Origin of the sequence: Streptomyces sp. So13.3, from assembly GCF_005860785.2 — a bacterium.
In the GTDB taxonomy this organism is placed as follows: domain Bacteria; phylum Actinomycetota; class Actinomycetes; order Streptomycetales; family Streptomycetaceae; genus Actinacidiphila; species Actinacidiphila fildesensis.
Genome location: NZ_CP048835.1, coordinates 8243460 through 8265534, shown reverse-complemented (window position 1 = coordinate 8265534; position 22075 = coordinate 8243460). Strand labels below are relative to the sequence as shown.

Sequence of the window (22075 nt, the reverse complement as noted above, 5' to 3'; positions counted from 1 at the left end):
TCCGTTGTCCTGCACGGTCCTCATGACGCCTCCAGGGCGAAACCGGCCGAGATCCACCGACTGGACTCGACGCAGGCGCACAGCGCCCGCGCTCCTGGGGTCAGCAGGGGCAGCAGCTGTTCCAGCTGGCTCAGCACGAGGGCGTTACCGGTGTTTCCGGTGTCGGCCACGCAGGAGATCTCGACCGCCTTCTCCACCCCGAGCCCGGCGCGCAGCGCGGCGGTGATGCGCCGGGTCATCAGACCGCCGAGCTGCGGTGGCAGCAGGTAGCCCAGGTCGGGCGCCGACCAGCCGAGGGTGTCCAGCAGGTCGGCGCAGACCTGTTGGGCCAGTTCCGGGACCAGGAACTCGACGGCCTTGTAGTCCTCGGAGACCGGCGGCAGCGCGCTGTCGCGGTCGGCGGCGCCGTACCACTCGACGTGCTGGCCCGGTGGCTGGCCCGGCAGGGCCAGCCGGTTCCCGAGCCCGTGGAAGGCGGCGCTGCCGGGGGCCGGGGCGGCGCTCACCACGGCGGCGCCCGCGCCGTCGCCGAAGATCACGTAGTTGACGAGCTGGGCGGGCGGCATCCGGCGGAAGTCCTGCTCCAGGTCCAGGTGTTTGGCGCAGACGTCCCCGCCGAGGACCAGTCCGTACGGCCCGCCGGGCCCGGCGGGCTGCTGGGCGAGCAGCGCCTCGGCGAGGGTGAACGCCTGGACGGCGCCGGAGCAGCCCGACTGCAGCTGGTAGGCCGGGATGCCGGCGGCGCCCAGCCGGTCGGCGACGACGGCGGCCGTGGTGGGCATCAGGGAGTCCGGGGTCGCCGTGGCCAGCACCACGAAGGAGAGGTCGCGCACGGTCAGCCCGGCCCGCTCCAGGCTGCGGACGGCGGCCTGTTCGCACAGGTCGGCCAGCAGGCAGCCGACGCCGCCCGCGAGGTCCACGGCGAAGTGCCGGGTCCGGGTGCCGATGAACATCTCCACCCACTCGGCGGAGAGCCCGAGCCGCCCGGCCAGCACCTCGTTGCCGATCGCCGGGCCGGGCAGCGCGGTGGCAGCCGCGAGCAGGTGCATGCCGGGCTCCGAGGGCGGGCGCCGGGTCATCAGGCGGGGACCCTGGCGAGCTGCTCACGCAGGTAGCCGATGAGGGTCGTCACCGAGACCAGGCTCGACATCATCTCCGGGATCGACAGCTCGCCCAGCGCCGGTACCGCCTCCTCCAGCCGGTACTTGAGCTCCATGAACATCACCGAGTCGAAGCCCAGGTCGTCGTAGAACCGGTCGTCGTCGCGCAGGGTGCCCTCCTCGGCGCCGGTGATCCCGGCGACCGTCTCGCGCACCGCCTCGGCGAGCCCGCCGCCGTCGTGCTCGGGTGCCCGCGGGCCGGAGTCCGCGCGCACCAGCGACAGGACCGGGCTCCCCGGTTCGCCGGCCGGCGCCGCCGCGGGTCGGGGTGGCTCGTACCAGAACCGGGCCGAGGTATCGAAGCTCTGCGGCGCCAGCTGGGCGTGCACCTTGTCCTCGGGGCGGTAGAGAAGCTCCCAGCGGATGTCGACCCCGGCCGTGTAGAGCGCGGCCGCCGCCTCGGCCGCGGTCAGCGCGCCGCTGTGGGCGTCACGGACGACCGAGATCCCGGGCAGCCCGCTGCCTCCGGGCAGCCGCCGGGCAAGGGGCAGCAGGACGGGTTTGGGGCCGAGTTCGACGAGATGCGTGACGTCGGAGCCGAGCAGCGCGGCGGCGGCGTCGGCGAACCGGACGCTGCCGGTGATGTGTTCGCACCAGTAGTCGGCGTCGAGCGGGCGTCCGGCGAGCAGGCCGCCGCGGACGGTGGAGAAGAACGGAATGCGCGGCTCGCCCGCGGTGATCCCATCAGCCGTCGTGCGGAAGCCGGGCAGCACCGGCTCCATCAGGACCGAGTGGAAGGCGTGCGAGACCTTGAGCGGGGTGCAGCCGACGCCGCGCGCGGCGAGCTGTTCGCGGATCCTGGCGAGGCCCGCCAGATCGCCGGACAGCACGGACGCGGCAGCGCCGTTGGCGGCGCCCAGACCCACCAGCGGTTCGCCCGCGAGGACTTCGCGCAGGTCGTCGGGGTGCGCCCGCACGGCGAGCATCCCGCCGCCCTCGGGCAGCGCCTCCATGGCGGTGCCGCGGGCCGCGACGAGCGCCGCGGCGTCCTCCAGACCGAGCGCGCCCGCGGTGACGGCCGCCGCGAACTCGCCGATGCTGTGCCCGAGTACGGCGCCGGGCCGCACGCCCAGCTCCTCCAGGTAGCCGGCCAGCGCGTACTGCACGGCGAAGACGGCGGGCTGGGTCCAGCCGGTGCGGTGCACCCGCTCGTCACGGCCGAGCAGCAGCTCGGTGATCGAACCGCCGAGGTGCGGTTCCAGGGCCCGGGACGCCTCGTCGAGGTAGTGCCGGTAGAGCGGCGACTCGCGGTACAGCCGGCTCGTCATCCCGGGGTACTGGGCGCCCTGGCCGGTGAAGAGGAACGCCACCACCGGGGGTTCCGGCGGCTCCGGCACGCCCTCGCCCGCCTCCGCGGCGGCGTCCAGGGCGGCGGCGAGCCCGGCGGTGTCCTCGGCGGGGATCGCGATCCGGTACGCCATGCCGGTGCGGGTCAGGTTGCTGGTCCAGCACAGCGGAGTGACCGGCTCCTGGGCGCGGGCCGCGAGCGAGCGGGCCTGGACGACGAGATTGCGGCGCAGCGCCTCGGCCGTGGGCGCGGTCAGCGTGAACACCCCCGGGCTCTCACCGCTCTCACCGTTGTTGGTCTGCGGGGCGGCGATGGGGGCGGTCTGCCGGGGCGCGGAGGAGAGCACCACATGGGCGTTGCTGCCGCCCATGCCGAAGCTGGAGACGGCGGCGAGCATCTCGCCCTCGGGCAGCGGCAGCGGTTCGGTCAGCAGCCGCAGGCCGTGCGCCGCCAGGTCGAGTCCCGGGTGCTCGCCGCCCACGGTCCTGACCGGCGGGACCAGCCGGTGCTCCAGCGCCAGCACGGCCTTGATCAGGCCCGCGATACCCGCCGCGCCCTCGGCGTGGCCGATGTTGCCCTTCACCGAGCTGATCGCGCACGGCTCCGGCCGCAGCCCGCCGTACACGTCGCCGAGCGCGCGGGCCTCGATGAGGTCGCCGACCGGGGTGCCGGTGCCGTGCGCCTCGACCCAGCCGATCCGCTGCGGCTCGACCCCGGCCCGCTTGCAGGCGGCCTGGATGACCTCGCGCTGGGCGCGCCGGGACGGGGCCATGATGCCGTTGCTGCGGCCGTCCTGGTTGACGGCGCTGCCCAGCAGCAGCGCGCGGACCGGACGGCCCTCGTCGCGGGCGCCCTCCAGTCGCTGCAGGACGACGGCGCCGACGCCCTCGGCCCGGCCGATGCCGTTGGCCTGCGCGCCGAAGGGTTTGCAGCGGCCGTCCGGGGCGGCGAGCCCGGACTGGCCGTAGATCTCGTCCAGGACGTCGGACATCACCAGGTTGACCCCGCAGGCCAGGGCGATGTCGCATTCGCCGGACAGCAGCGCGCCCATCGCGAGGTGCACGGCGATCAGCGCGGACGAGCAGGCGGAGTCGACGGTGAGGCTCGGACCGCGCAGATCCAGCTGGTACGAGAGCCGGTTGGCGAGGATCGCCCGGCCGGCGCCCGTGCCGGTGCGCGGGGTGATCGCCGCGTCGTCGGCCAGCCGCAGCCGGGACCAGTCGTCGGCCATGGCGCCCACGTAGATCCCGGTGCCGCTGCCGGCCAGGTCCCTGGGGTTGATGCCGGCGTCCTCCAGGGCGCGCCAGGCGGTCTGCAGCAGCAGTCGCTGCTGCGGGTCCATGGCGGCGGCCTCGGCGCGGCCGATGCCGAAGAAGGCGTGGTCGAACGCGTCGGCGTCGTCGATGAATCCGCCGTCGGGCCGGGCCGCGGGCACACTCGCCCGCCGGGTGTCCCCGACCCGGCGGGAGGCGGGTCTCGGCCCGACCCCGTCGGCTCCGGCGGCGAGCAGGTCCCAGTACGCCCCCGGGTCGGGGGCCCCTGGGAAGCGGCAGTCCAGGCCGAGAACGGCGATCGGGTTCACCGCGGTCCACCTCCCGGGGTGTTCCGCGTCCAGCCCGCCGTCCCGGGGGTGTCGCGGGGGTCGCTCGGGTCGCCGCCCGCCTGGTTCCCGCCGATCGGTTCGCCGTAAGGGGCCTGCGTCAGCGGGCCGGTGGCGCTGCGGGCGGACTCGGAGGCCAGATAGCGGGCGAGGGACTGCACCGTGGGGTGGTCCCAGGCCACCGTCGGCTCCAGGTAGAGCCCGAATCCGTCCTCGATGTCACCGAAGATGCTCAGCGCGGCCACCGAGTCGATGCCGTACTCCGCGAAGGGCACGCTGATGTCGATGTCCGCCGGGGGGCGCCGCAGGTACTGGCCGAGCTTCTCCAGGAGCCACCCGCGAAACTCCCGCTCCTGGACAGCGCTGCCGGGAACCACCATGTCCGACTCCTCTTGTGTCTCGGTGCCGCTCAACCGGCCAGGGGGCTGTCGTAGAGGTCGTAGCTGCGTTCGCCGTGGTAGCGGTCGAGGACCTCGCCGAGCAGCCAGTCCACCTCGTCCCGGGTGCGTTCCGGGACGGGCAGCCCCAGCCGCCGGGCGATCCGGGCGAGCGCGGCCGTCGGCCAGGCCGGGTCGGCCAGGAACGGCGAGCCGCCCCCCAGTTGTTCGCGCCATACGTTGAGGACGGCGGATCCCGCGAGCACCAGGGCGTACCGGTCGGCGAGCGCGTAGGCGTGCGGGCTGGCCAGTACGGTGCGGTCCTCGGGCGGCATCTCCGTGCACTCGCCCTGCAGTTCGCGCAGTTCCTCGACGAGCGAGCGGACGAGTTCGATCAGTGCGGCCGCGTCGGTCCCCCCGCTGCCGGTGGCCCGCAGCCAGTCGTACCCGGTCACCAGGGAGGCGGCGAGCGCGTCACCGTCCGCCGCGAGCGACAGCCGGCTCGTGTCGAGCGGCGGCAGACCCTCCCAGCTGCGGAAGAGCGAGGCGGGGGCGGGTTCGCCGGCGAACCACGACTTGCGGGCCAGCCGCGGCAGTTGGGGAATGATCGTGGCCTGGCAGGCGGCGGTCCCGGCGTGTCCGAGGCTGGTCATCGGCAGGTCGCGTACGTGCTTCTGGAAGATGCCGTACTCGCCGTTGCGTACATAGAAGTTGGCGCCCAGCACGATCGAGAGGTCGTAGGTGGCGTCCTGCAGGAACTTGGGCACCAGGTACTTCACCACCGCCGCGTACACGCTGGTCTGGCCGGGCAGCAGATGGACCGCCCGGGTGGCGGCCAGCGCGAGGGAGTCGCAGATCAGCAGGTCGGTGAAGGCGCCCGCCACGGTGGACCGGGCGTGCGGGATCTCCAGTACCGAACGGCCGTACAGCTGCCGGTCGACGGCGAAGCCGACCACGGTGCGCAGCGCCGTGTCGGCGCCCGCCAGCACCATCGCGGGAATGGCGCTGCGGGTGATCTGGAAGGACCGCAGGGCGATCTCCACGCCTTCGCCGAGCCCGCCGACGAGCGCGTCGCCGGGCAGCGGGCAGTCACGGAAGTGGAAGCCGCCGATCTCGCAGCCCTTCACCCCGACCGTGCGGTAGCGCGGCAGATGCTCGAACCGGTCGGCGGGGAGCACGCTCTTGTCGACGAGCAGCACGGAGTGGCTGCGGGCGCCGGCCTCCTTCGCGGTGCGGCTGAACAGGACGAGGGCCTCGGCGCGCCCGGCGTTGTTGATCACTTCCTTGCGGCCGTCCAGCCGGAAGCCGGTGCCGTCGGGGAGCGCGGTGAACTCGTTGCGGACGAAGTCGTTGCCGTGTGCCAGCTCGTGGTAGGCGATGGCCAGCCGGCCGCCGCCCATCAGCAGGTCGGCGGTCCAGCGGCGCTGCTCGGGCGTACCGGCCGCCCACACCGCGACCGCGGCGAGGAAGGACGTCACTCCGTAGCCCAGCGCGAGTGAGGCGTCCCGGCGGAAGACCGGTCGCAGCACCCGGGCGAGGGTGTCCACCCGGGCGAGCCGCCCGCCGAGTTCCACCGGCACGAACTCGTGGTTGAGGCCGAAGCCGGTGAGCGCGTCCTCCGCGGAGGGGAGGAGTTCGCTGCGGTCGTCGGCGGCGAGCAACGCGTCGTGCCCGAAGGGGTTGTCCGGGTCGCGGGGGTCGCCGAGCAGTTGCTCCAGTTCGGCGACCCTGGCCTGGATGGCGACTTCCGCCGGGTCCACCGACCGGAGCCCGGCCGGCTGCGCCGGTCCGGCGTCCGGGACGGGGCCCGGCTGCGGGCGGGAGCTGTTGTCCTTCAGCATGATGGCGGTCCCTCGGCTATCGGGCAGGGCAGCAACGAGAAGAGACTGCCGTCCTGGTACTGCTGGGTCAGCTGTGTGTAGAGCCGCTCGAACAGCGGGTCCTCCGCGGCGCCCGCGGCCGGGCGCGCCTCCAGGCGGGCCAGCAGCCGGTTCAGTACGGCTTCGAGCCACAGACCGTCCTGCCAGAGCCCGCCGGTCCCGCCCGCCTCCGCCTCACGGTGGCTGTGCAGCCACAGTCCCAGGCAGGCGGCCCCGGCGAAGCAGAGCCCGTACTTGCGTGCGTCGGTAAAGCTCTCGGGTGACGCGGCCGCCACCGTTTCCATCCGGCGGGCGATCCTGCGGTGCAGCGCGTCGGCCGCCACCCGCAGTTCCGCGGCGCACCGGGCGGCGCCGCCGAGCGCGGGGTCGAGCAGCGCCGCGTCCGCCAGCCGGGTCACGGAGGCGGGCAGGGTGCCCAGGACGCTGCTGCCGTAGCGGGAGAGCAGGGTGAGCCGCTCGGGGTCGAACGGCGGCAGCGGCCGGCTCAGGTTGAACAGGGTGCCCAACCGCGGGCGGTGGTCCAGCGGCCCGAGGTAGTTGCGGGCCAGCGAACGGAACTGCGCCACCAACGAGTACTGGTTGACGAGGGTGTTGCCGTCGAAGATGCCGACGATGCGGTGGTCGCGGGCCACCTTCTGGAAGCTGCCGTGGGCGAACTCGCCCGACAGGAACGACCGTGCGCCCAGCAGGGATCCCAGCGAGGCGACCTGTCCGTCGATGATGGTCGGCACGAGGTACTTGGCGACGGCGGAGGTGACGCTCAGCTCGCTCGGCAGCGCGTGGATGCTGCGGGTCGCCACCGTGCTCAGCGCCTCGCAGACCAGCAGGTCGGCGTAAGCCTCGGCCAGGGTGCGCCGGGTGAGGGGGAGTTCGGTCAGCCGTCGGCCGTAGAGCACCCGCTCACTGGCGAACTCCATGGCCAGCCGCAGCGCGTGGTCGGCCGCGCCGAGCGACAGCGACGGGCAGAGCGTCCGGGTGAGCTGGAGCGACTTGAGGAGCAGCTCCGCACCGCCGCCGGCCCCGCCGACCACCGCCTCCGGGCCCACCACCGCGTCCTGGATGACGACGCCGCTGATGTCCGCCCCGCGGATGCCGTGGGTGGGCACCTTGGGCAGGCAGCGGTAGGTCTCCTCGGGCAGTTCCTCCTTGTCGAGGAGGAGCAGGGTGAAGCCGCGCGGGCCGCCGACGGGCGACGTTCGGGCGAGCAGGCTGAGCAGCCGGCCGCGGGTGGCGTTGTTGATCAGCCACTTCTCGCCGTTGACGCGGTAGCCGGGGCCGACCGGTTCCGCGGTGAGCTCGCCCGCCATGATGTCGCTGCCGTGGGTGCGCTCCGTCAGGCCGAGCGAGACGCGGGCACCCGCCTTGACCAGCGCACCGAGCCGGACCGCCGCCGCGTGGTCGCCTGAGACCCACACCGACACCGAGCCGAGGAAGGTCTTGCCGTGTCCGACGGCGACCGTCAGATCGCGCCGGGCCAGCATCCGGATGAGCTGCTGCAGGTCCTCGAAGCCGGTGAGCACCCCGCCGTAGTCGGCGGGCACGTAGTAGTCGGCGAGGCCCCAGGCGTCGAGGGCGGCGCACGCCTCGTCGGGGAACTCCTCGGCGTCGTCCAGCCGGACGGCTTCCTGGTAGGAGAAGACGGTGGCAGGGTCGCCCGGGTCCCCCAGCTCCCGGTCGAAGCGGGCCGCCAGCTCCCAGGACGAATGGCGCAGTTGCGGGACCGCCAGGGCGCCTTCCCCGGCACCGGCGCGCCGCAGGACCGTCACCATGGCCGCCGTCCCGGCTTGTGGAACGTCGCGCGTACGTTCACAGCAGGTTCCTTTCGGGTCACTCCGGGCGATGCGTCCGAGGATGTGTACCGGCCCTCGAATCCAGCTCAAGGGGGCGTCCACGCTGTGGGTTGATGAGAAGAATTCAGCCCGCCGTTACCGGCCGGTCCCCGGTGCCGCCGGGATTTCTGCGTCACGCTGGAGGGAAGGGAACCGCGCGGGACATCCACCGAGGATCCGCGGGCGGCCCGCGGCGGACAGCCGGCCGCGCCGACCGGGCGGATACGTGGACACGCTGAGGAGGCGTCGCCATGCCCATGCTCGTCATCGAGGGCACGTACCGGATCACCGGAGCCCGTCCCGACGGGGACTCCATCCGCTTCTACCCCACCGATCCGGCGCACTGGGACCTGGTGGAGGGCAAGCACCGGGTGCAGCGCAACGCGACGGGCGGCGCGCAGCTGCGGCTGGACGCGATCGACGCCCTGGAGACGCACTACATACCGGCGCACGGCCATGAACTGCACCAGCCGGCGCCGTACGCCGACCAGGCCGCCGGGGAGCTGCTGTCCTGGCTGGGCTTCACCGGGGTCACCCGCGACGGGCACGGCACCGTGAGCGCGGCGGAGCCGGCGCAGCTGCCCGGCTACCTCCTCAGCCGCGGCGCCGATCTGTACGGGCGGTGCGTGGCCCTGGTCGGCAAGGGCGCGGCGCCGGGCACCAGCGGGGAACGGATCCGGGTGGAGGCGGCGCTGCTGGAGGAGACGGCCAACTTCCACCAGCTCGCGGAGGGCCTGGCCTATCCGACGTACTACCGGAATCTGTACGTGGATCTGCGCCAGGCGCTGACCGCGGCGGTGGACGCGGCCCGGTCCAAGGGCGTCGGGCTGTGGTCGCTGGACGTCACCCAGTCAGGGGCGCGGATCGACGGCCTGGAGTCGATCACCTCGGAGGCCGTGATCATGCCGAAGCTGTTCCGTCGGCTGGCGGACTACCTGGCGCTGGGCGCGGGAGACCCGTCGCTGGCCGGGTTCGCCGCCTTCCTGGACCAGCGGGGCGACCGCGTGCTGATCGTGTCCCGCGGCCAGTACACCGGCTTCGAGACGGTGGTGGAGGTCTCGGGCCAGACGGTGCGGATGAACCGTCCGCCCGAGGACCTGGTCTTCGACGAGGGCTGAGGCGTCCCGGACCGCGGCAGGGCCGTTCGTGGCCGCTCTCCCGCCGTATCCCGACTGCGGCCGTCACATCCCGCTTCCGGTCGTCACACCCCCGTCAACCGCGGGATCCGTCCGACCAGCTCGGCCCACTCCGCGTCGATCTGCCCCGGTACCATCCGCCCGGCCGACCGCCACTGGTCGGCCAGGGCGGCGTACACCGGGACGTCCGAGCCGTGCGGAATCGTTCCACCCCGGGTGACGCGCCAGGCGGCTCCGTCGTTCGCACCGCCGCTGTCCCGGGCCCATTCCGTCGTTCCCATGACAGGACCAACGAGACCCACCCACTGATCGCCACTGCACCCGGTCACCCCATCACCCGGATGAGTGAAGTCGCCGGAATATCCGATCGGCACACCCCGTTATGCGCACCATGAGCACTGTCGAGCTGACCAAGGACAACTTCGACGAGGTCGTGACCAAGAACGATTTCGTCCTGATCGACTTCTGGGCCGCTTGGTGCGGCCCGTGCCGGATGTTCGCCCCGGTCTACGAGAAGGCCGCCGAGGCGAATCCGGACCTGGTCTTCGCGAAGGTGGACACCGAGGCGCAGCCGGAGCTGGCCGCCTCGTTCGACATCCAGTCGATCCCGACGCTGATGATCGTCCGCGACCGCGTCGCCGTCTTCGCCCAGCCCGGCGCGCTGCCGGCCGCGGCCCTGGACGATGTGATCGGCCAGGCGCGCGCGCTGGACATGGACGAGGTCCGCAAGTCCGTCGAGCAGGCTCAGCAGGGTTCCTGACGCAGCACCCCGACCGCTCGCACCGGCCCCCGCCGTCGATCGCCCCCTCCACATCTGACGACTAGTCAGTTATGGTGCCGCTTGCTGTCCAACGGACGGGAGGCGGCGATGGGGAGCACGCACACGGCGGGGGCCGCTCACACCCCGGACACCGGCTCCGCGGCCGGCACCACGGTCGCGGAGCTGGTGCGCGCGCGGTGGAAGGACCACCGGCCGGGCCTGAAGTACCGCGATCTGGTCCTCACCCACCACGAGACCGCCGCCGCGTCGGCGGCCCGCGCCGCGCTGCTGCGCGATCTGCTGCCGCCCGGAGCGCAGCCGCATGTCGGCGTCCTGCTGGACAACGTCCCCGAGTACCCCCTGTGGCTGGGCGCGGCCGCACTCGCCGGAGCCACCGTGGTCGGCGTCAACCCGACCCGGCGCGGCCCGGAACTGGCCCGCGACATCGCCCACACCGAATGCGCCCTGCTGGTCACCGAACGCGCCCACCTCCCGCTGCTCGACGGCCTCGACCTGGGACCGTCGCTCGCCCGCGACCGCGTCCTCGTCGTCGACGACCCCGCGTACGACGCGCTGCTCGCCCCGTACGCGGGCGCCGAGCCGGAACCCGCGCCGGAGGTCACGCCCGGGACCCGGATGCTGCTGTACTTCACCTCCGGCTCGACCGGCACCCCCAAAGCGGTGATCTGCTCCCAGGGCCGCCTCGCCCACGCCGGGCAGGCACTGGTCGACTTCCTGGGCGTGGTGCCCGAGGACGTCCACTACATCTGCATGCCGCTGTTCCACGGCAACGCCGTCATGGCCAACTGGGCCCCGGCACTGACCGGCGGGGCCGCAGTCGCCCTGACCCGGAAGTTCTCCGCCTCGGGGTTCCTGCCCGACATACGGGCCTACGGGGCCACGTACTTCACCTACGTCGGCCGCGCCGTGCAGTTCCTGCTCGCGACCCCCGAACGCCCCGACGACCGCGACCACCCACTGCGGCACGGCTTCGGCACCGAGGCCGGGGCCGTCGACGCCACCCGCTTCGCCGCCCGCTTCGGCGCCCCGCTCATCGAGGGGTACGGCTCCTCCGAGGGCGGCGCCGCCATCCAGCGCTCCCCCGGCACACCACCCGGCGCCATCGGCCGCGCCGCCCCGGGTGCGGATCTCGCCGTCGTGGACCCCGGCACCGGCCGGGAACGCCCGCCCGCGCGTTTCGACGCCGACGGCCGGCTGCTCAACGGCGACGAGGCGATCGGCGAGCTGGTCAACCGCGGCCGGAGCACGTTCGAGGGCTACTGGAAGAACGAGCAGGCCGTCGCCGACCGGCTGCGCGGCGACTGGTACTGGACCGGCGATCTGTTCTTCCGTGACGCCGAGGGCTTCTTCCACTTCGCCGGGCGCAGCGACGACCGGCTGCGCGTCGACAGCGAGAACCTGGCCGCCGCGGTCATCGAGAACATCCTGGCCCGCTTCCCGGACGCAGCCTCGGCCGCCGTCTACGCCGTCCCTGACCCGGTGGCGGGCGACCAGGTCATGGCGACCCTCGCCCTGCACGACGGCGCCGCCTTCGACCCGGCCGCGTTCGCCGCCTTCCTCGCCGCCCAGCCGGATCTGGGCACGAAGATGCCGCCGCGCTTCGTGCGCGTGACCGCGCGGATGCCGGTCACCGCCACCAACAAGGTCCACCGGGTCGGCCTGCGCCGCACCGGCTTCTCGTGCGCGGATCCGGTCTGGTGGTCCCCGCCGGACGCGGGCCCCTGCGGCGCGGCGTACCGGCCCTTCACCACGGCGGACCGGATGGCGCTGCTCGACGAGTACCGCGCCCAGCACCGCGACACGCTCCTGGACCGCTGACCGGCCGCCTTGCACACGGCCCGTTGTCAGTGCCCCGCTCTACGCTCGACCCGTGAGCACTCCTCTGCCCTCCGCGCCACGCGTCGCCGTCGCACCCGACCCCGTGGGGCACGGCGGGCGGCTGCTGGTGCTGGACGAGGAGGGCGTACCGACCGGGTCCGCCGAGCGGGTGGCCGATCTCGCCGCCGCCATCGCCGCCCGCGAGGCGTCCGGCGGGCCGCGCTGGGTGTGGGCGGCGACCGAGGACCTGTACCCCCGGCTGCTCGACCGGCTGCCGGTACGGCCGGCCCGCTGCCACGATCTGAAACTCGTCGAAACGCTGCTGCTCGGCCGGGACGGCCGGCACGGACAGCCGCGCTCGCTCGGCGCCGCGTGGGCGCGGCTGAAGGATCTGCCGGTCCCCGAGGACGCCCGGGAGGGCGCGGCCGACGACCAGCCGGTGCTCTTCGCGGCCGACCGGCACCACCTGCCGCAGGACGCCGATCCGCTGACGGCCGTCGTCGCCGTGCACGCCGAGCAGCAGCGCCGGCTCCAGGAGGGCGAGCACCCGGGCCGGATGCGGCTGCTGTGCGCCGCCGAGTCCGCCGGATCGCTGGCCGCCGCCGAGATGGGCCGCGGCGGACTGCCGTGGAGCGCCGCCGTGCACGACGAACTGCTGACCGGTCTGCTGGGCCCGCGCCCGTCGGGCGGCGCCCGCCCCAAGCTGCTGGGCGAACTCGCGACCCAGGTCCAGGAGGCGCTCGGCAGCCCGGTCAACCCGGACTCCCCCGCCCAGGTGCTGCCCGCCTTCGCCCGGGTCGGCGTCCAGCTGCCGTCGACCCGCTCGCATGTGCTGCGCGAGGTCGAGCACCCGGCGGCGGCGCTGCTGCTGCGCTACAAGGAACTGTCCAGGATCCACGCCGCCCACGGCTGGGCCTGGCGCGAGAGCTGGGTGCGCGGCGGCCGGTTCCGCGCCGAGTACGTCGTCGGCGGGGTGGTCTCCGGCCGCTGGGCGACCCGGGGCGGCGGCGCCCTGCAGATCCCCCGGCTGCTGCGGTCCGCCGTCGTCGCCGACCCCGGCCACCGGCTGGTCGTCGCCGACGCAGGCCAGCTGGAGCCCCGGGTGCTCGCGGCGATGTCGGCCGACACGGGCCTGGCCGCCGCGGCGGCGGAGGGCGATCTCTACGCGGGCATCGCGCGCACCGCGTTCGGCGGCGACCGCAGCCGCGCCAAGATCGGCCTGCTGGCCGCCATGTACGGGCAGACCAGCGGCGAGGCGGGTCAGCTGCTCGCGATTCTCCGCCGCCGCTTCCCCGACGCGATGGGCCTCGTCGAATCCGCCGCCCGCATCGGTGAAGGCGGCGGCGTGGTCCGCTCCCGGCTGGGCCGCACCTCCCCGACGCCGGCCTCCGGCTGGCTGGACACGGAGGACGCGGACCTGGGTTCCGGATCCGGTTCGGGATCGGGTTCCGACGACGGCTCCTCGCCCGACCGGCGGGCCGCCCGTTCCTGGGGGCGCTTCACCCGTAACTTCATCATCCAGGCCAGCGCCTCCGACTGGGCCCTGGCGATGCTCGCCGCCACCCGGCGCCGCCTCGCGGCGATCGGCCCCGAGCCGCAACTGGTCTTCTTCCAGCACGACGAGATCATCGTGCACACCCCGACCGGCCTCGCGGGCCCCGTCGAGGCCGCCGTCGCCGCGGCGGGCGAGGAGGCCCGCCGCCTGGTCTTCGGCGACACCCCGGTCCGCTTCCCGCTGGAGACGAACGTCGTGGAGTGCTACGCCGACGCCAAGTAGCTTCGCGGTCCGACGACCCGGCTCGTTCCGATCGGCTACCCGGCTACAGCGGCCGCACCGGCCGGGGCAGGCCGATCGGGTTCGGGAACGGCAGCACCTGGCCGGCCAGGACGCGGTCCACCACCGGGGCCAGGTCGCTGAACAGCGCCTGCGCGCGGTCGCCGGACAGCGGGCGCAGCAGACGGCCGGCCAGCCGGTCGGTGTCGTCCTCGATCGACCGGCGCTCGTCGCGTCCGCGTTCGGTGAGGGCACCGCCCGCCGCGAGCAGTCCGCGTTCGCGCAGCCGGGCACCGGCGCCCGCCCATTCCTCCGCCGTCCAGCCGCGGTCCTGCCGGATGGAGTCGGCGGGCACCCGGCCGTCGGCGGCCGCGAGGAGCAGTGCCTCGCAGCCGTCGAGGCCGCGGTCGGCGAGTACGGCCAGATGCGCGTCACCGCGGAACTCACGGAGTGAGGTGGTCAGTTGCCACACCTGCTCCACGGGGTCCGCCCGGTCGGGGAGGGCCCGGTTGGCGGCGAACACCGGCCGGGCGAGTGCGGGTGCGTCCGCCACCATCGCGCCCAGCGGACCGGTCAGCCGCTCCGCCCGGCGCTCCAGTTCCGGATCGAGCGCCCGCAGGGCGGCGGCCGAGCGTTCGACCCGCAGGTCGAGTGCCCGCTCGGGGGTGGTGATGTCCCAGGACGCGGGCAGCGCGCGGGCGACCGGTCCGGGGGCGAACACACCGAACGCGGCGGTCACCACCGACGGCTGTGCGCGGCCCAGTGGGGCGGACCGGGTGGCGAAGTACCCCATCCAGTAGCCCTTGAGACCCAGCGAGCGCCCCATCTCGCGGCACTGCGCGTCGAAGTAGACCACCGCGTGCAGTGGTTCCGTGCGCAGCCACAAAGTCCGTGCCATCGACTCCATGGCCGCACAGGTTACGTGAGCCGTCCGTCAGTTGTCGGACGCGGCGTCGGACGCGGCATCGGACTCCGCCGCGTTCGCCGCCGACTCCGCGTCGCCGACGACCTTGTCGAGGTGCGCGAGCTGCGAACCGGACGGCGTGGGAATGGTGGCGGACCCGTCGGCGCCACCGCCCTTGTCACCGCAGCCGGTGGCGAGCGCGGCGCAGAGCAGCACCGTCGCGGTGACCGCGGCCAGCCGTGATCCCGTGGTCACTTCGAGGTTCCGCTGTTGTTGGCCTGGCACCAGACGAGGACCGACTTGAGGTCCTTCTGGCGCTGCTGGAGCGTCGGCACGAGCGACTTGCGGAAGGTCAGCCGGTCGTTGAGATAGGTCTCGATCTCGCTGTGACCGGCCGACTTGGCGTTGGCGACGCGCTGGGTGAGCCGGGCGACGGATCCCTTCGTGGCGGCGTTCCCGTTGAGCCGGGCGAGCGCTTTGTCGATCCGCGCGTCGGCCTTGGGGGCGCGCTTGCAGACCGCCTTGGCGCCGTCCCCGGTCGGGGGCGCGGACGGCGCGGCGGCCGCGCTTCCCGCCGCGCCGAGCAGCGCGGCGACGGCCGCGCACGCGGCGATCGCCGTCCGGGTGGTGCGAGTGGTGCGCATGGTGTCCTCCTCGACGGACCGGGCACGGTGCCCGGCCGCGGAACGACGCTAGGAGCGGTCTTTGTGGAAACCTTGTGGGGCCTGACCGGGCGCCGTTCCCGTCACCGGTCCGTCACTGGTCCCGTCACTGGTCCCGTTCCCGTCGCCGTTTCCCCGCTCAACCAGTCCCTGCGCGATGGGAGTCCGGAGTCCGGCCGGCCGGTCACGGCCAGCGGGAGCCGTACCTCGAACCGGGCTCCCCGGGCGGCACGGCCCTCGCCGGCCGGCCGGTCCAGAATCCGGATCGTGCCCCGGTGCAGGGAGATCTGCTGCGCGACGAGCGTCAGACCGAGGCCGGAGCCGGAACTGTCGGAGCCGCGCCGGAACCGCTCGAAGACCCGCTGCCGGGACGCCGGCGGCACCCCGGGCCCGTCGTCGTCCACGGTGAGCACGACGAACGGACCGGCGACCTCACCCGGCCCGTGCCCGTCCTCCCCGGCGCTCAGCGTCACGTCGACCGCGCCGCCCCCGTGCGTCAGCGCGTTCACGATCAGGTTGTCGACGGCCGAGCGCAGCCCCGGTTCCCACCCGTGGACCAGGAGCCCGGGCCCGCTCCGCACGGTCAGTGCCGTGCCCGGCCGGCTGCCGCGCAGCGCGGCGGCGGCGGACTCCACGACCTCGGCGAGATCGACGGGCCCGAAGGCGTCGGCCTCCACGAGGTCGCCCTGCGCCAGCGCCCGCAGCATCACCAGCAGGCCGAGCAGCCGGGCGTGCTCCCGGCTCAGGTCCGCCACGATCTCGGCCCGTTCGGCGGGGTCAAGGCCGGGGTGGCCGCCCAGTACGTCCAGGTTGATCCGCATGCTCATCAGCGGGGTCCGCAGTTCGTGCGAGGCCGCGGCGGAGAAGGAGCGGGCCGTGGCGAGCGCCTCGGCGGTGCGCGCGGCCTGTTCGTCGTAGCGGGACAGCACCGTCCGCAGCGTCAGCGCCAGGTCGTCGACCTCCGCGATCCTGGACGGCTCGTGGTCGAGCCGGGCCGCGCTGGTGCCCGGGTCGAGGCCGGCGGCCCGCCGCTGGAGCCTGCGCAGCGGGCGTACGGCGGCGGTGGCGGCGAGCCAGGTGACGGCCGCGGCCAGCGGCGCGCCCAGCAGCGCCACCATCACCACCCGCCGCCGCACGAGCTGGATCTGCGACTGGCTCGCGGTGTCCGGCGAGAAGATCCACAGGGTGCCGGTCGCCGCCGGGCGCTTGGCGACCACCGGCACCGACAGCACCCGCCAGCTCCGCTGCCCGTCGCGGACGGTGACCGGCCGGCGGGCGTCGGCGGGCAGCGTGAAGGACGCGCCGGGCTGCGGCCCGCCGGTCACGGTGCCATCCGGGCCGATGAGCCGGATGCCGACGTCCAGCGCCGAGGTGAACAGCCGCTTCTCCTTGGCCTGCTCGGCGGCGGCCGACCGGTCCGCCGCGGTGACCCGCAGCAGGTTGCGGGCGTCCTGCGCCATCGCCGCCGCGCGTTCCCGCAGATGGGCGTCGGCCTGGGCGTGCAGATCGTTCGCGACCAGCCGCACCAGCAGCCAGCCCGACGCGAGCACGAGGAGGGGAACGAGCACGCCGACGGCGATCGCGATCCGCGTCGACAGCCGCATGGTCATCGCGCGCCCTCCGCCGGGCTGTCGCGCAGCACGAAGCCGACCCCGCGCACCGTGTGCACGATCCGCGACCGGCCACCGGCCTCCAGTTTGCGGCGCAGATAGCTCACGAAGGTGTCGACGGCATCGGTCCGCACGTCGAAGTCGTAGCCCCAGACCCGGTCGAGCAGCTGGTCGCGGGTGAGCACGATCCCCGCGTTGCGGGCCAGGGTCTCCAGCAGCTCGAACTCACGGCGGGTGAGGTGCAGCTCGGTGCCGTCGAGGTGTGCGGTGCGGGCCGCCGGGTCGAGCAGCAGGCCGCCGGCGCGCACGGTGTCCGTCCGCCGGGGCGGGCGGCGGCGCAGCAGCGCGTGCAGCCGCAGCACCAGCTCGTCGAGGGCGAACGGCTTGACGAGGTAGTCGTCGCCGCCCGCCTGCAGCCCGGCGACCCGGTCGGCGACCTCGTCCAGGGCCGACAGCATCAGCACCGGTATGTCGTTGCCGTCCTCGCGCAGCGTCCGGCACACCTCGATACCGCTGATGCCGGGCATGGAGATGTCCAGCACCACCACGTCCGGCGGGTCGTCGCGCAGCCCGGCGAGCGCCGCCCGCCCGCCGTCCGCCTCGGTGACGCGGAAGCCGTCCAGGCGCAGGCCGCGGCCCAGCGAGCGGCGGATCGCCGCGTCGTCGTCGACGACGAGGACCCGCCCCCGACCTGCCGGATCGACCCGTGGTTCCACCATGGGACCGCACCATACTCCCGGCCGCTGTGACCACCGGCCGCAGCTCGGGCCGGCGCGGAGCAGGCGCTCAGAGCACGCGGCGCCGCATCAGCGCGGCGAGCACCAGGACACCGGGGATCAGCGGCAGCCAGACCGTCACGAGCCGGTAGCCGAGGACGGCCGACGTGGCCACGACGGCCGAGGCGCCGGCGGTCACCAGGGTGAAGGCCAGGGCGGCGTCGAGCGAGCCGAGGCCGCCGGGGGCGGGCAGCCAGGCCGCGGCGGTGCTCGCGAAGAGGTACGCGAGGACGACTCCGCTGACCGGCACGGGAGCGTTCAGCGCCTGGATCACCGCCACCAGCACGGTCGCGTGCATCACCGGGAAGGCCAGCGATCCGCCCCACAGGGCCGCGACCCGTGCCGACTTGCAGTGCAGGGCCCGCACATCGACCACCATCGTGCCGAAGAAGGTGCGCACCCGGTCCCGGACCCGGCCGGCGAGGAGCAGCAGCAGCGCGCCGGCCACGGCGCAGCCCGCCACCACCGACACGATGACGACGGGGTGGGCGGGGCCGGCCGGGGTGACCCGGTCGACCTTGAGCGCGTGCGGGAAGACGGCGAGCAGTATCAGCAGCATGCCGACGCGTACCACCGCGGCGGCCACGGCACGTACCCCCAGGGCGGCGGCCGAGCGGCCCGGTGGCAGTCCGCGGCGCAGCAGGAACCGCAGGTTGACGGCGTTGCCGCCGACTCCGGCCGGCAGCAGGTGGTTGGCGGCGGACGCGGCGAACTGGGTGGCGAGCAGCCGTCCCGGCGGCAGCGACTCCACCACCGCGCCCTGCTGGGCGGTGGCCGAGCAGATCCAGGTCATGACGGCGGCGGCGGCCGCGACGGCCAGCCACTGGCGGTCGGCGGCGCCGAGCTGGTCGGCGCTGGAGTCGATCAGCGACCAACGGCGGCCCGCGAGCACCGCGAGGGCGAGTACGGGGATCAGGACGGCCATGGAGCGTACCGAGGTCCGCTGCCACCCGCCCTGCCACTTGACCCGTTCAGCCTGGGCAAGCGTCATGGCCCCTCCTCGGTACAGGTGGTCTCGATACAGCGACAATGCGGTTACGGCGATGCGGCGATCCGCCCAGCGTAAGCGTGTCCCGGCACCCGGACTCCCGCACGACCGGCTGCCGGGCGGGCTGTGCGCGTTCCCGCCACTGCGTCAATTCATGCCCCGCACACGGAAAGAGCGGGGGTCCGCGGGCCGAACACTCCGTGAAGGAGTACTCCCGCTCCCACCGCCAAAGGGGTGACGCACCTGCGGAAACGCACCCGCGGAAACGCAAAGCCGGGCGGGGCCCCCTGCTCCCCGCCCGGCGGTCTGCGACCGGTGGCCTCACGGCCCCGGTTCCGGTTCTGCTACTTCAGCTCGATCTGGAAGACCTTGTCCGCGCCGTCGGCGGCGTTGCCGTTGTTGTCGCAGTTGGTCGTGGAGAGCCACAGCGCGCTCTTGCCGGGGATCTTCTCGACGGTCCGCAGCCGGCCGTACTGGTTGACGTAGTACGCCGCCGGAGTGCCCGCGGTGGTCCCGCTGACCGGGATGCGCCACAGCCGCTGGCCCTTCAGCGCCGCCATGTAGATGGCGCCGTCGGAGTAGGCGATGTCACTGGGCGACGCCTGGGCGACCGCCCACTGCGCCTTCGGGTTGGTCATGCCGGAGGTGGAGCACTTGCCCTCGCAGGTGGGCCAGCCGTAGTTGGCGCCCGGCGTGATCAGATTCAGTTCGTCGTACTTGGAGTTGCCGAACTCGGCCTCCCACAGCCGGCCCTGCGGGTCCCAGGTGATGCCCTGCGGGTTGCGGTGGCCGTAGGAGTAGATGAGCGTCCCGAACGGGTTGCCCGGGGCGGCCTTGCCCGCGGTGGTCATCCGCAGGATCTTGCCGTTGAGGGAGTTCTTGTCCTGCGCGAGGTCGGGGGTCTGGGCCTCGCCCGTGGTGGCGTAGAGGTAGCCGTCGGGGCCGAACTTGAGGCGCCCGCCGTTGTGGTACTTGCTCTTCTTGATGCCGCCGACGAGCTGGGTGTAGCCGCTCAGCGTCGAGCCGTCGTAGGTCATCCGGACGATCCGGTTGCCCTCCGAGGCGGTGTGCATGATGTAGACGTAGTGGTCGCTGCTCCAGTTGGGCGAGACCGCGATACCGAGGAGGCCGCCCTCACCGTCGGTGGTGACCGCGTTCGGTACGGTGCCGATCTGGGTCCGCGCACCGGCCTGGGTGAGCTTGAAGACCTTGAACGAGTCGCGCTCGGTGATGAGCGCGGAGCCGTCGGGCAGCCAGCTCATGCCCCAGGGGATCGTCCAGCCGGTGGAGACGGTCTTGATGCTGGAGGGGGTCTTGTCGCTGCCGCTGTCGGGCAGGGTCTTCGCCGTGACCTGGTTGCTGGCCGGCGAGACGTTGCCCGCCGCGTCCTTGGCCTTGACGGTGAAGGTGTACGAGGTGTCGGCGGCGAGTCCGGAGACGGTGGCCGTGGTGCCGGTGACGTCGGGGAGGATGACGTCCGTGCCGTTGTAGACGTCGTACCCGGTCACGCCCGTGTCGTCGGTCGCGGCCGTCCACTTGAGCGAGGCGCTGCCGGAGGTCGTCCCGGTGACGGCCAGCCCGCCGGGCGCGGTGGGCGGCCGGGTGTCAGAGCTGGGCGGAGTGGTGACGGTGGCCAGGTTGCTGGCCGGGGAGACGTTGCCCGCCGCGTCCCGTGCGAAGACGGTGAAGCGGTACGCGGTGTTGGGGGTCAGCCCGGTGACGTTCTTGGTGGTGGCGGTGCCGGCCGCCTCCGCGATCTTGTTGCCGTCGTTGTAGATGTCGTACGCGGCGACGCCCGCGTCGTCCGTCGAGGCGTTCCAGGCGAGCGCGGCACTGGTCGGCGTCGAGCCGGTGGAGTGCAGGTTGCCCGGGGTGGTGGGGGGCTGGGTGTCGGCGCTGCCGCCGCCGAAGACCTGGAACTCCTGCAGCGAGTAGCCCATGGTGGGCCGGCAGCGGGCGGTGCCGGTGGTGCGGACGTAGCGGGCGGTTCCACTGACCGCGAGGTCGTCGGTGCCGCCGTCGCCCGTGGTGGTGGAGTAGACGCTCTTCCAGGTGCTGCCGTCGGTCGAGAACTCGACCTTGTACGCCGTGGCGCAGGACAGGTCCCAGACCAGCTTGACCGAGCTGATGGTGGCCGCTGTGCCCAGATCGACCCTGATCCACTGGGGGTCGACGTTTCTGACGCTCGCCCAGCGGGTCGCGGTGTCGCCGTCGAACGCGAGCTTCGCGGCGTATCCGGTGCCGCCGTCGGACGACGAGGTGGCGGGCTTGCCCTGGCTGAGCAGCACGGGAGCGGCACTGCCTGTTCCGGCGACGGCCACGAGCAGTCCGGCGGCGGTGGCCGTGACCGCCCCGGTGGCGATCAGGGCTCTCGGGGTGAATCGGCGAGGGGTGGGGGGCCTCGGCATTGCGCGTCCTCCTACGGAATCCGTGCTCGGCCCAGTACTTGATCAAGGCATGACAAGTCACAGTCGAACTGCGGCGGATGGGCCGAACCTCTACCGCACAGGACGGTAAAGAAACCTTCCAATTGCGTCAATAGATCGGACCAGTTGAGCCCGATTGTTCGATGAACCGAGGGGAGTTCGTTACGCGCATCGACAGCCCTGATGACACATCGGACGTTCAGGGAGAGCGCTCCCCAGCCGGCCGGGAAGCCCGGCCGGCTGGACGAAGCGCCACGCGCTACGCGGGCCGCGGGAGTTCCGCCGCGAAGAGCTCCTGGACGCGGATCCAGGCGTCGTCCGCGGCCTCCTTGCGGTACGAGTCACGGACGTCGCAGAAGAACCCGTGCGGGATCCCGGGGTAGACGATGATCTCGTGCCGCACGCCGGCCTCCGCCAGCCGGGCGCCGATCGCGGCACGGTCCGCGGCGGGGACGGCGTGGTCCTCGTCACCGACGAAGAAGGCCAGCCGGCCGCCGTGCTCGGCGATGCCCTCGGTGAGCGTGAGGGTCGGCCCCGGGCGGCCGAGTCCGATGTCGGAGCTGGCGAGCCAGCCGGCGTAGAAGACCGCGGTCGCCGCGAGATCGAACTGAGTGGCGGCCAGATAGGCGAGATGGCCGCCGAAGCTGAAGCCGATCATCCCGACGGACGGGGCAGCGAGCTCCGCGCCCCGCAGATGGTCCACGGCCGCGCGGATGTCCTCGACGGCCCCCTCGCGGGTGAGCCCGCCGCTGAGTTCGAGTCCCTTGACGCGGCCGTCCGGGTCGTCGGTGAAGTCGATGCCCGTTCCGGCCCGGTGGTAGAAGTCGGGAACGATGACGGTGTAGCCGAGACGGGCGATCCGCTCCGCGACGTCACGGATGTGCGCGGTCAGCCCGAAGATCTCGAAGCCGACGACCACACCCGGGTAACGGCCGGGGGCCTGCGGCCGGACCAGGTGGGCGCCCATGGAGCCGTCGCCGGACGGAATGGTGATGCTTTCCCTGACGATCTCGAATTCCATGATCCAAGCCTAGAACAGGCACTCGGATCCCGACCAATAGCCGCA

The 22075-nt window shown here is 73.4% G+C and carries 18 protein-coding genes; 4 read left to right on the top strand and 14 right to left on the bottom strand.

The window, feature by feature from the left end:
- Positions 1-20 precede the first annotated feature (20 nt).
- Genes C8250_RS36845 through C8250_RS36825 form a run of 5 tightly spaced genes read right to left on the bottom strand, consistent with a single transcriptional unit; the run spans position 21 to position 8074 of the window.
- Positions 21-1049, bottom strand: coding sequence for a 3-oxoacyl-ACP synthase III family protein (locus C8250_RS36845; protein ID WP_138354162.1), 1029 nt, complete (start codon positions 1047-1049; stop codon positions 21-23).
- 29 nt (positions 1050-1078) lie between these two features.
- Positions 1079-4030, bottom strand: coding sequence for a type I polyketide synthase (locus C8250_RS36840; protein WP_138354163.1), 2952 nt, complete (start codon positions 4028-4030; stop codon positions 1079-1081).
- Positions 4027-4428 carry an acyl carrier protein gene (locus C8250_RS44980; RefSeq protein ID WP_138354164.1) on the bottom strand — a complete coding sequence of 134 codons (402 nt, stop codon included), beginning with the start codon at positions 4426-4428 and terminating at the stop codon, positions 4027-4029. The genes C8250_RS36840 and C8250_RS44980 overlap by 4 nt, the downstream gene beginning before the upstream one ends.
- Before the next feature lie 29 nt (positions 4429-4457).
- A complete protein-coding gene (locus C8250_RS36830) occupies positions 4458-6266 on the bottom strand; it encodes an acyl-CoA dehydrogenase (RefSeq protein WP_138354165.1) in 1809 nt (602 codons plus the stop codon).
- On the bottom strand, positions 6260-8074 hold the full coding sequence (locus tag C8250_RS36825) for an acyl-CoA dehydrogenase family protein (protein ID WP_138354166.1): 1815 nt from the start codon (positions 8072-8074) through the stop codon (positions 6260-6262). Before C8250_RS36825 ends, C8250_RS36830 begins: the two co-directional genes overlap by 7 nt.
- 311 nt (positions 8075-8385) lie before the next feature.
- Between C8250_RS36825 and C8250_RS36820 the strand changes: the two genes are divergently transcribed.
- The gene (locus C8250_RS36820; RefSeq protein ID WP_138354167.1) at positions 8386-9252 is read left to right on the top strand and encodes a thermonuclease family protein; all 867 of its coding nucleotides are present in this window, start codon (positions 8386-8388) and stop codon (positions 9250-9252) included.
- Between the two features lie 83 nt (positions 9253-9335).
- Here the strand turns inward: C8250_RS36820 and C8250_RS36815 are convergent, their stop codons facing one another.
- On the bottom strand, positions 9336-9551 hold the full coding sequence (locus tag C8250_RS36815; RefSeq protein ID WP_138354168.1) for a hypothetical protein: 216 nt from the start codon (positions 9549-9551) through the stop codon (positions 9336-9338).
- Positions 9552-9661: 110 nt separating this feature from the next.
- On the opposite strand from C8250_RS36815, the gene trxA reads away from it, so the two are divergent.
- The 3 genes from trxA to C8250_RS36800 all read left to right on the top strand — a co-directional run bounded on the left by trxA (position 9662) and on the right by C8250_RS36800 (position 13646).
- Positions 9662-10030, top strand: coding sequence for a thioredoxin (trxA, locus tag C8250_RS36810; protein ID WP_138354169.1), 369 nt, complete (start codon positions 9662-9664; stop codon positions 10028-10030).
- 108 nt (positions 10031-10138) lie between these two features.
- Positions 10139-11869: an AMP-binding protein gene (locus tag C8250_RS36805; protein WP_138354170.1), complete on the top strand. Its 1731-nt coding sequence runs from the start codon at positions 10139-10141 to the stop codon at positions 11867-11869.
- 52 nt (positions 11870-11921) lie between these two features.
- Positions 11922-13646 (top strand): bifunctional 3'-5' exonuclease/DNA polymerase, encoded by a 1725-nt coding sequence (locus tag C8250_RS36800; protein ID WP_138354171.1) that lies wholly within the window; start codon positions 11922-11924, stop codon positions 13644-13646.
- A 43-nt stretch (positions 13647-13689) separates the two neighbouring features.
- Here the strand turns inward: C8250_RS36800 and C8250_RS36795 are convergent, their stop codons facing one another.
- From C8250_RS36795 to C8250_RS36760, 8 genes are all read right to left on the bottom strand, one after another.
- Positions 13690-14541 carry a hypothetical protein gene (locus C8250_RS36795; RefSeq protein ID WP_232485764.1) on the bottom strand — a complete coding sequence of 284 codons (852 nt, stop codon included), beginning with the start codon at positions 14539-14541 and terminating at the stop codon, positions 13690-13692.
- A gap of 36 nt (positions 14542-14577) precedes the next feature.
- Positions 14578-14802: a hypothetical protein gene (locus C8250_RS36790; RefSeq protein ID WP_138354173.1), complete on the bottom strand. Its 225-nt coding sequence runs from the start codon at positions 14800-14802 to the stop codon at positions 14578-14580.
- The gene (locus tag C8250_RS36785; protein ID WP_138354174.1) at positions 14799-15191 is read right to left on the bottom strand and encodes a hypothetical protein; all 393 of its coding nucleotides are present in this window, start codon (positions 15189-15191) and stop codon (positions 14799-14801) included. Before C8250_RS36785 ends, C8250_RS36790 begins: the two co-directional genes overlap by 4 nt.
- 101 nt (positions 15192-15292) lie before the next feature.
- Positions 15293-16819 (bottom strand): HAMP domain-containing sensor histidine kinase, encoded by a 1527-nt coding sequence (locus C8250_RS36780; protein ID WP_306665030.1) that lies wholly within the window; start codon positions 16817-16819, stop codon positions 15293-15295.
- The gene (locus C8250_RS36775) at positions 16816-17538 is read right to left on the bottom strand and encodes a response regulator transcription factor (RefSeq protein WP_138354175.1); all 723 of its coding nucleotides are present in this window, start codon (positions 17536-17538) and stop codon (positions 16816-16818) included. The genes C8250_RS36780 and C8250_RS36775 overlap by 4 nt, the downstream gene beginning before the upstream one ends.
- A gap of 67 nt (positions 17539-17605) precedes the next feature.
- Positions 17606-18586 (bottom strand): lysylphosphatidylglycerol synthase transmembrane domain-containing protein, encoded by a 981-nt coding sequence (locus tag C8250_RS36770; RefSeq protein ID WP_138354176.1) that lies wholly within the window; start codon positions 18584-18586, stop codon positions 17606-17608.
- Positions 18587-18927: 341 nt separating this feature from the next.
- Complete coding sequence (locus C8250_RS36765) at positions 18928-20991, bottom strand: PQQ-dependent sugar dehydrogenase (protein WP_138354177.1); 2064 nt, start codon at positions 20989-20991, stop codon at positions 18928-18930.
- Positions 20992-21268: 277 nt separating this feature from the next.
- Positions 21269-22030: a dienelactone hydrolase family protein gene (locus tag C8250_RS36760; protein WP_138354178.1), complete on the bottom strand. Its 762-nt coding sequence runs from the start codon at positions 22028-22030 to the stop codon at positions 21269-21271.
- Positions 22031-22075 lie beyond the last annotated feature (45 nt).

Coding starts and splice junctions, on each gene's coding strand:
- C8250_RS36845 (WP_138354162.1), bottom strand. CDS start 1,049: ATGCACCTGCTCGCGGCTGCCACCGCGCTGCCCGGCCCGGCGATCGGC.
- C8250_RS44980 (WP_138354164.1), bottom strand. CDS start 4,428: ATGGTGGTTCCCGGCAGCGCTGTCCAGGAGCGGGAGTTTCGCGGGTGG.
- C8250_RS36830 (WP_138354165.1), bottom strand. CDS start 6,266: ATGCTGAAGGACAACAGCTCCCGCCCGCAGCCGGGCCCCGTCCCGGAC.
- C8250_RS36825 (WP_138354166.1), bottom strand. CDS start 8,074: ATGGTGACGGTCCTGCGGCGCGCCGGTGCCGGGGAAGGCGCCCTGGCG.
- C8250_RS36820 (WP_138354167.1), top strand. CDS start 8,386: ATGCCCATGCTCGTCATCGAGGGCACGTACCGGATCACCGGAGCCCGT.
- C8250_RS36815 (WP_138354168.1), bottom strand. CDS start 9,551: ATGGGAACGACGGAATGGGCCCGGGACAGCGGCGGTGCGAACGACGGA.
- trxA (WP_138354169.1), top strand. CDS start 9,662: ATGAGCACTGTCGAGCTGACCAAGGACAACTTCGACGAGGTCGTGACC.
- C8250_RS36805 (WP_138354170.1), top strand. CDS start 10,139: ATGGGGAGCACGCACACGGCGGGGGCCGCTCACACCCCGGACACCGGC.
- C8250_RS36795 (WP_232485764.1), bottom strand. CDS start 14,541: ATGGCACGGACTTTGTGGCTGCGCACGGAACCACTGCACGCGGTGGTC.
- C8250_RS36785 (WP_138354174.1), bottom strand. CDS start 15,191: ATGCGCACCACTCGCACCACCCGGACGGCGATCGCCGCGTGCGCGGCC.
- C8250_RS36780 (WP_306665030.1), bottom strand. CDS start 16,819: ATGACCATGCGGCTGTCGACGCGGATCGCGATCGCCGTCGGCGTGCTC.
- C8250_RS36775 (WP_138354175.1), bottom strand. CDS start 17,538: ATGGTGGAACCACGGGTCGATCCGGCAGGTCGGGGGCGGGTCCTCGTC.
- C8250_RS36770 (WP_138354176.1), bottom strand. CDS start 18,586: ATGACGCTTGCCCAGGCTGAACGGGTCAAGTGGCAGGGCGGGTGGCAG.
- C8250_RS36765 (WP_138354177.1), bottom strand. CDS start 20,991: ATGCCGAGGCCCCCCACCCCTCGCCGATTCACCCCGAGAGCCCTGATC.
- C8250_RS36760 (WP_138354178.1), bottom strand. CDS start 22,030: ATGGAATTCGAGATCGTCAGGGAAAGCATCACCATTCCGTCCGGCGAC.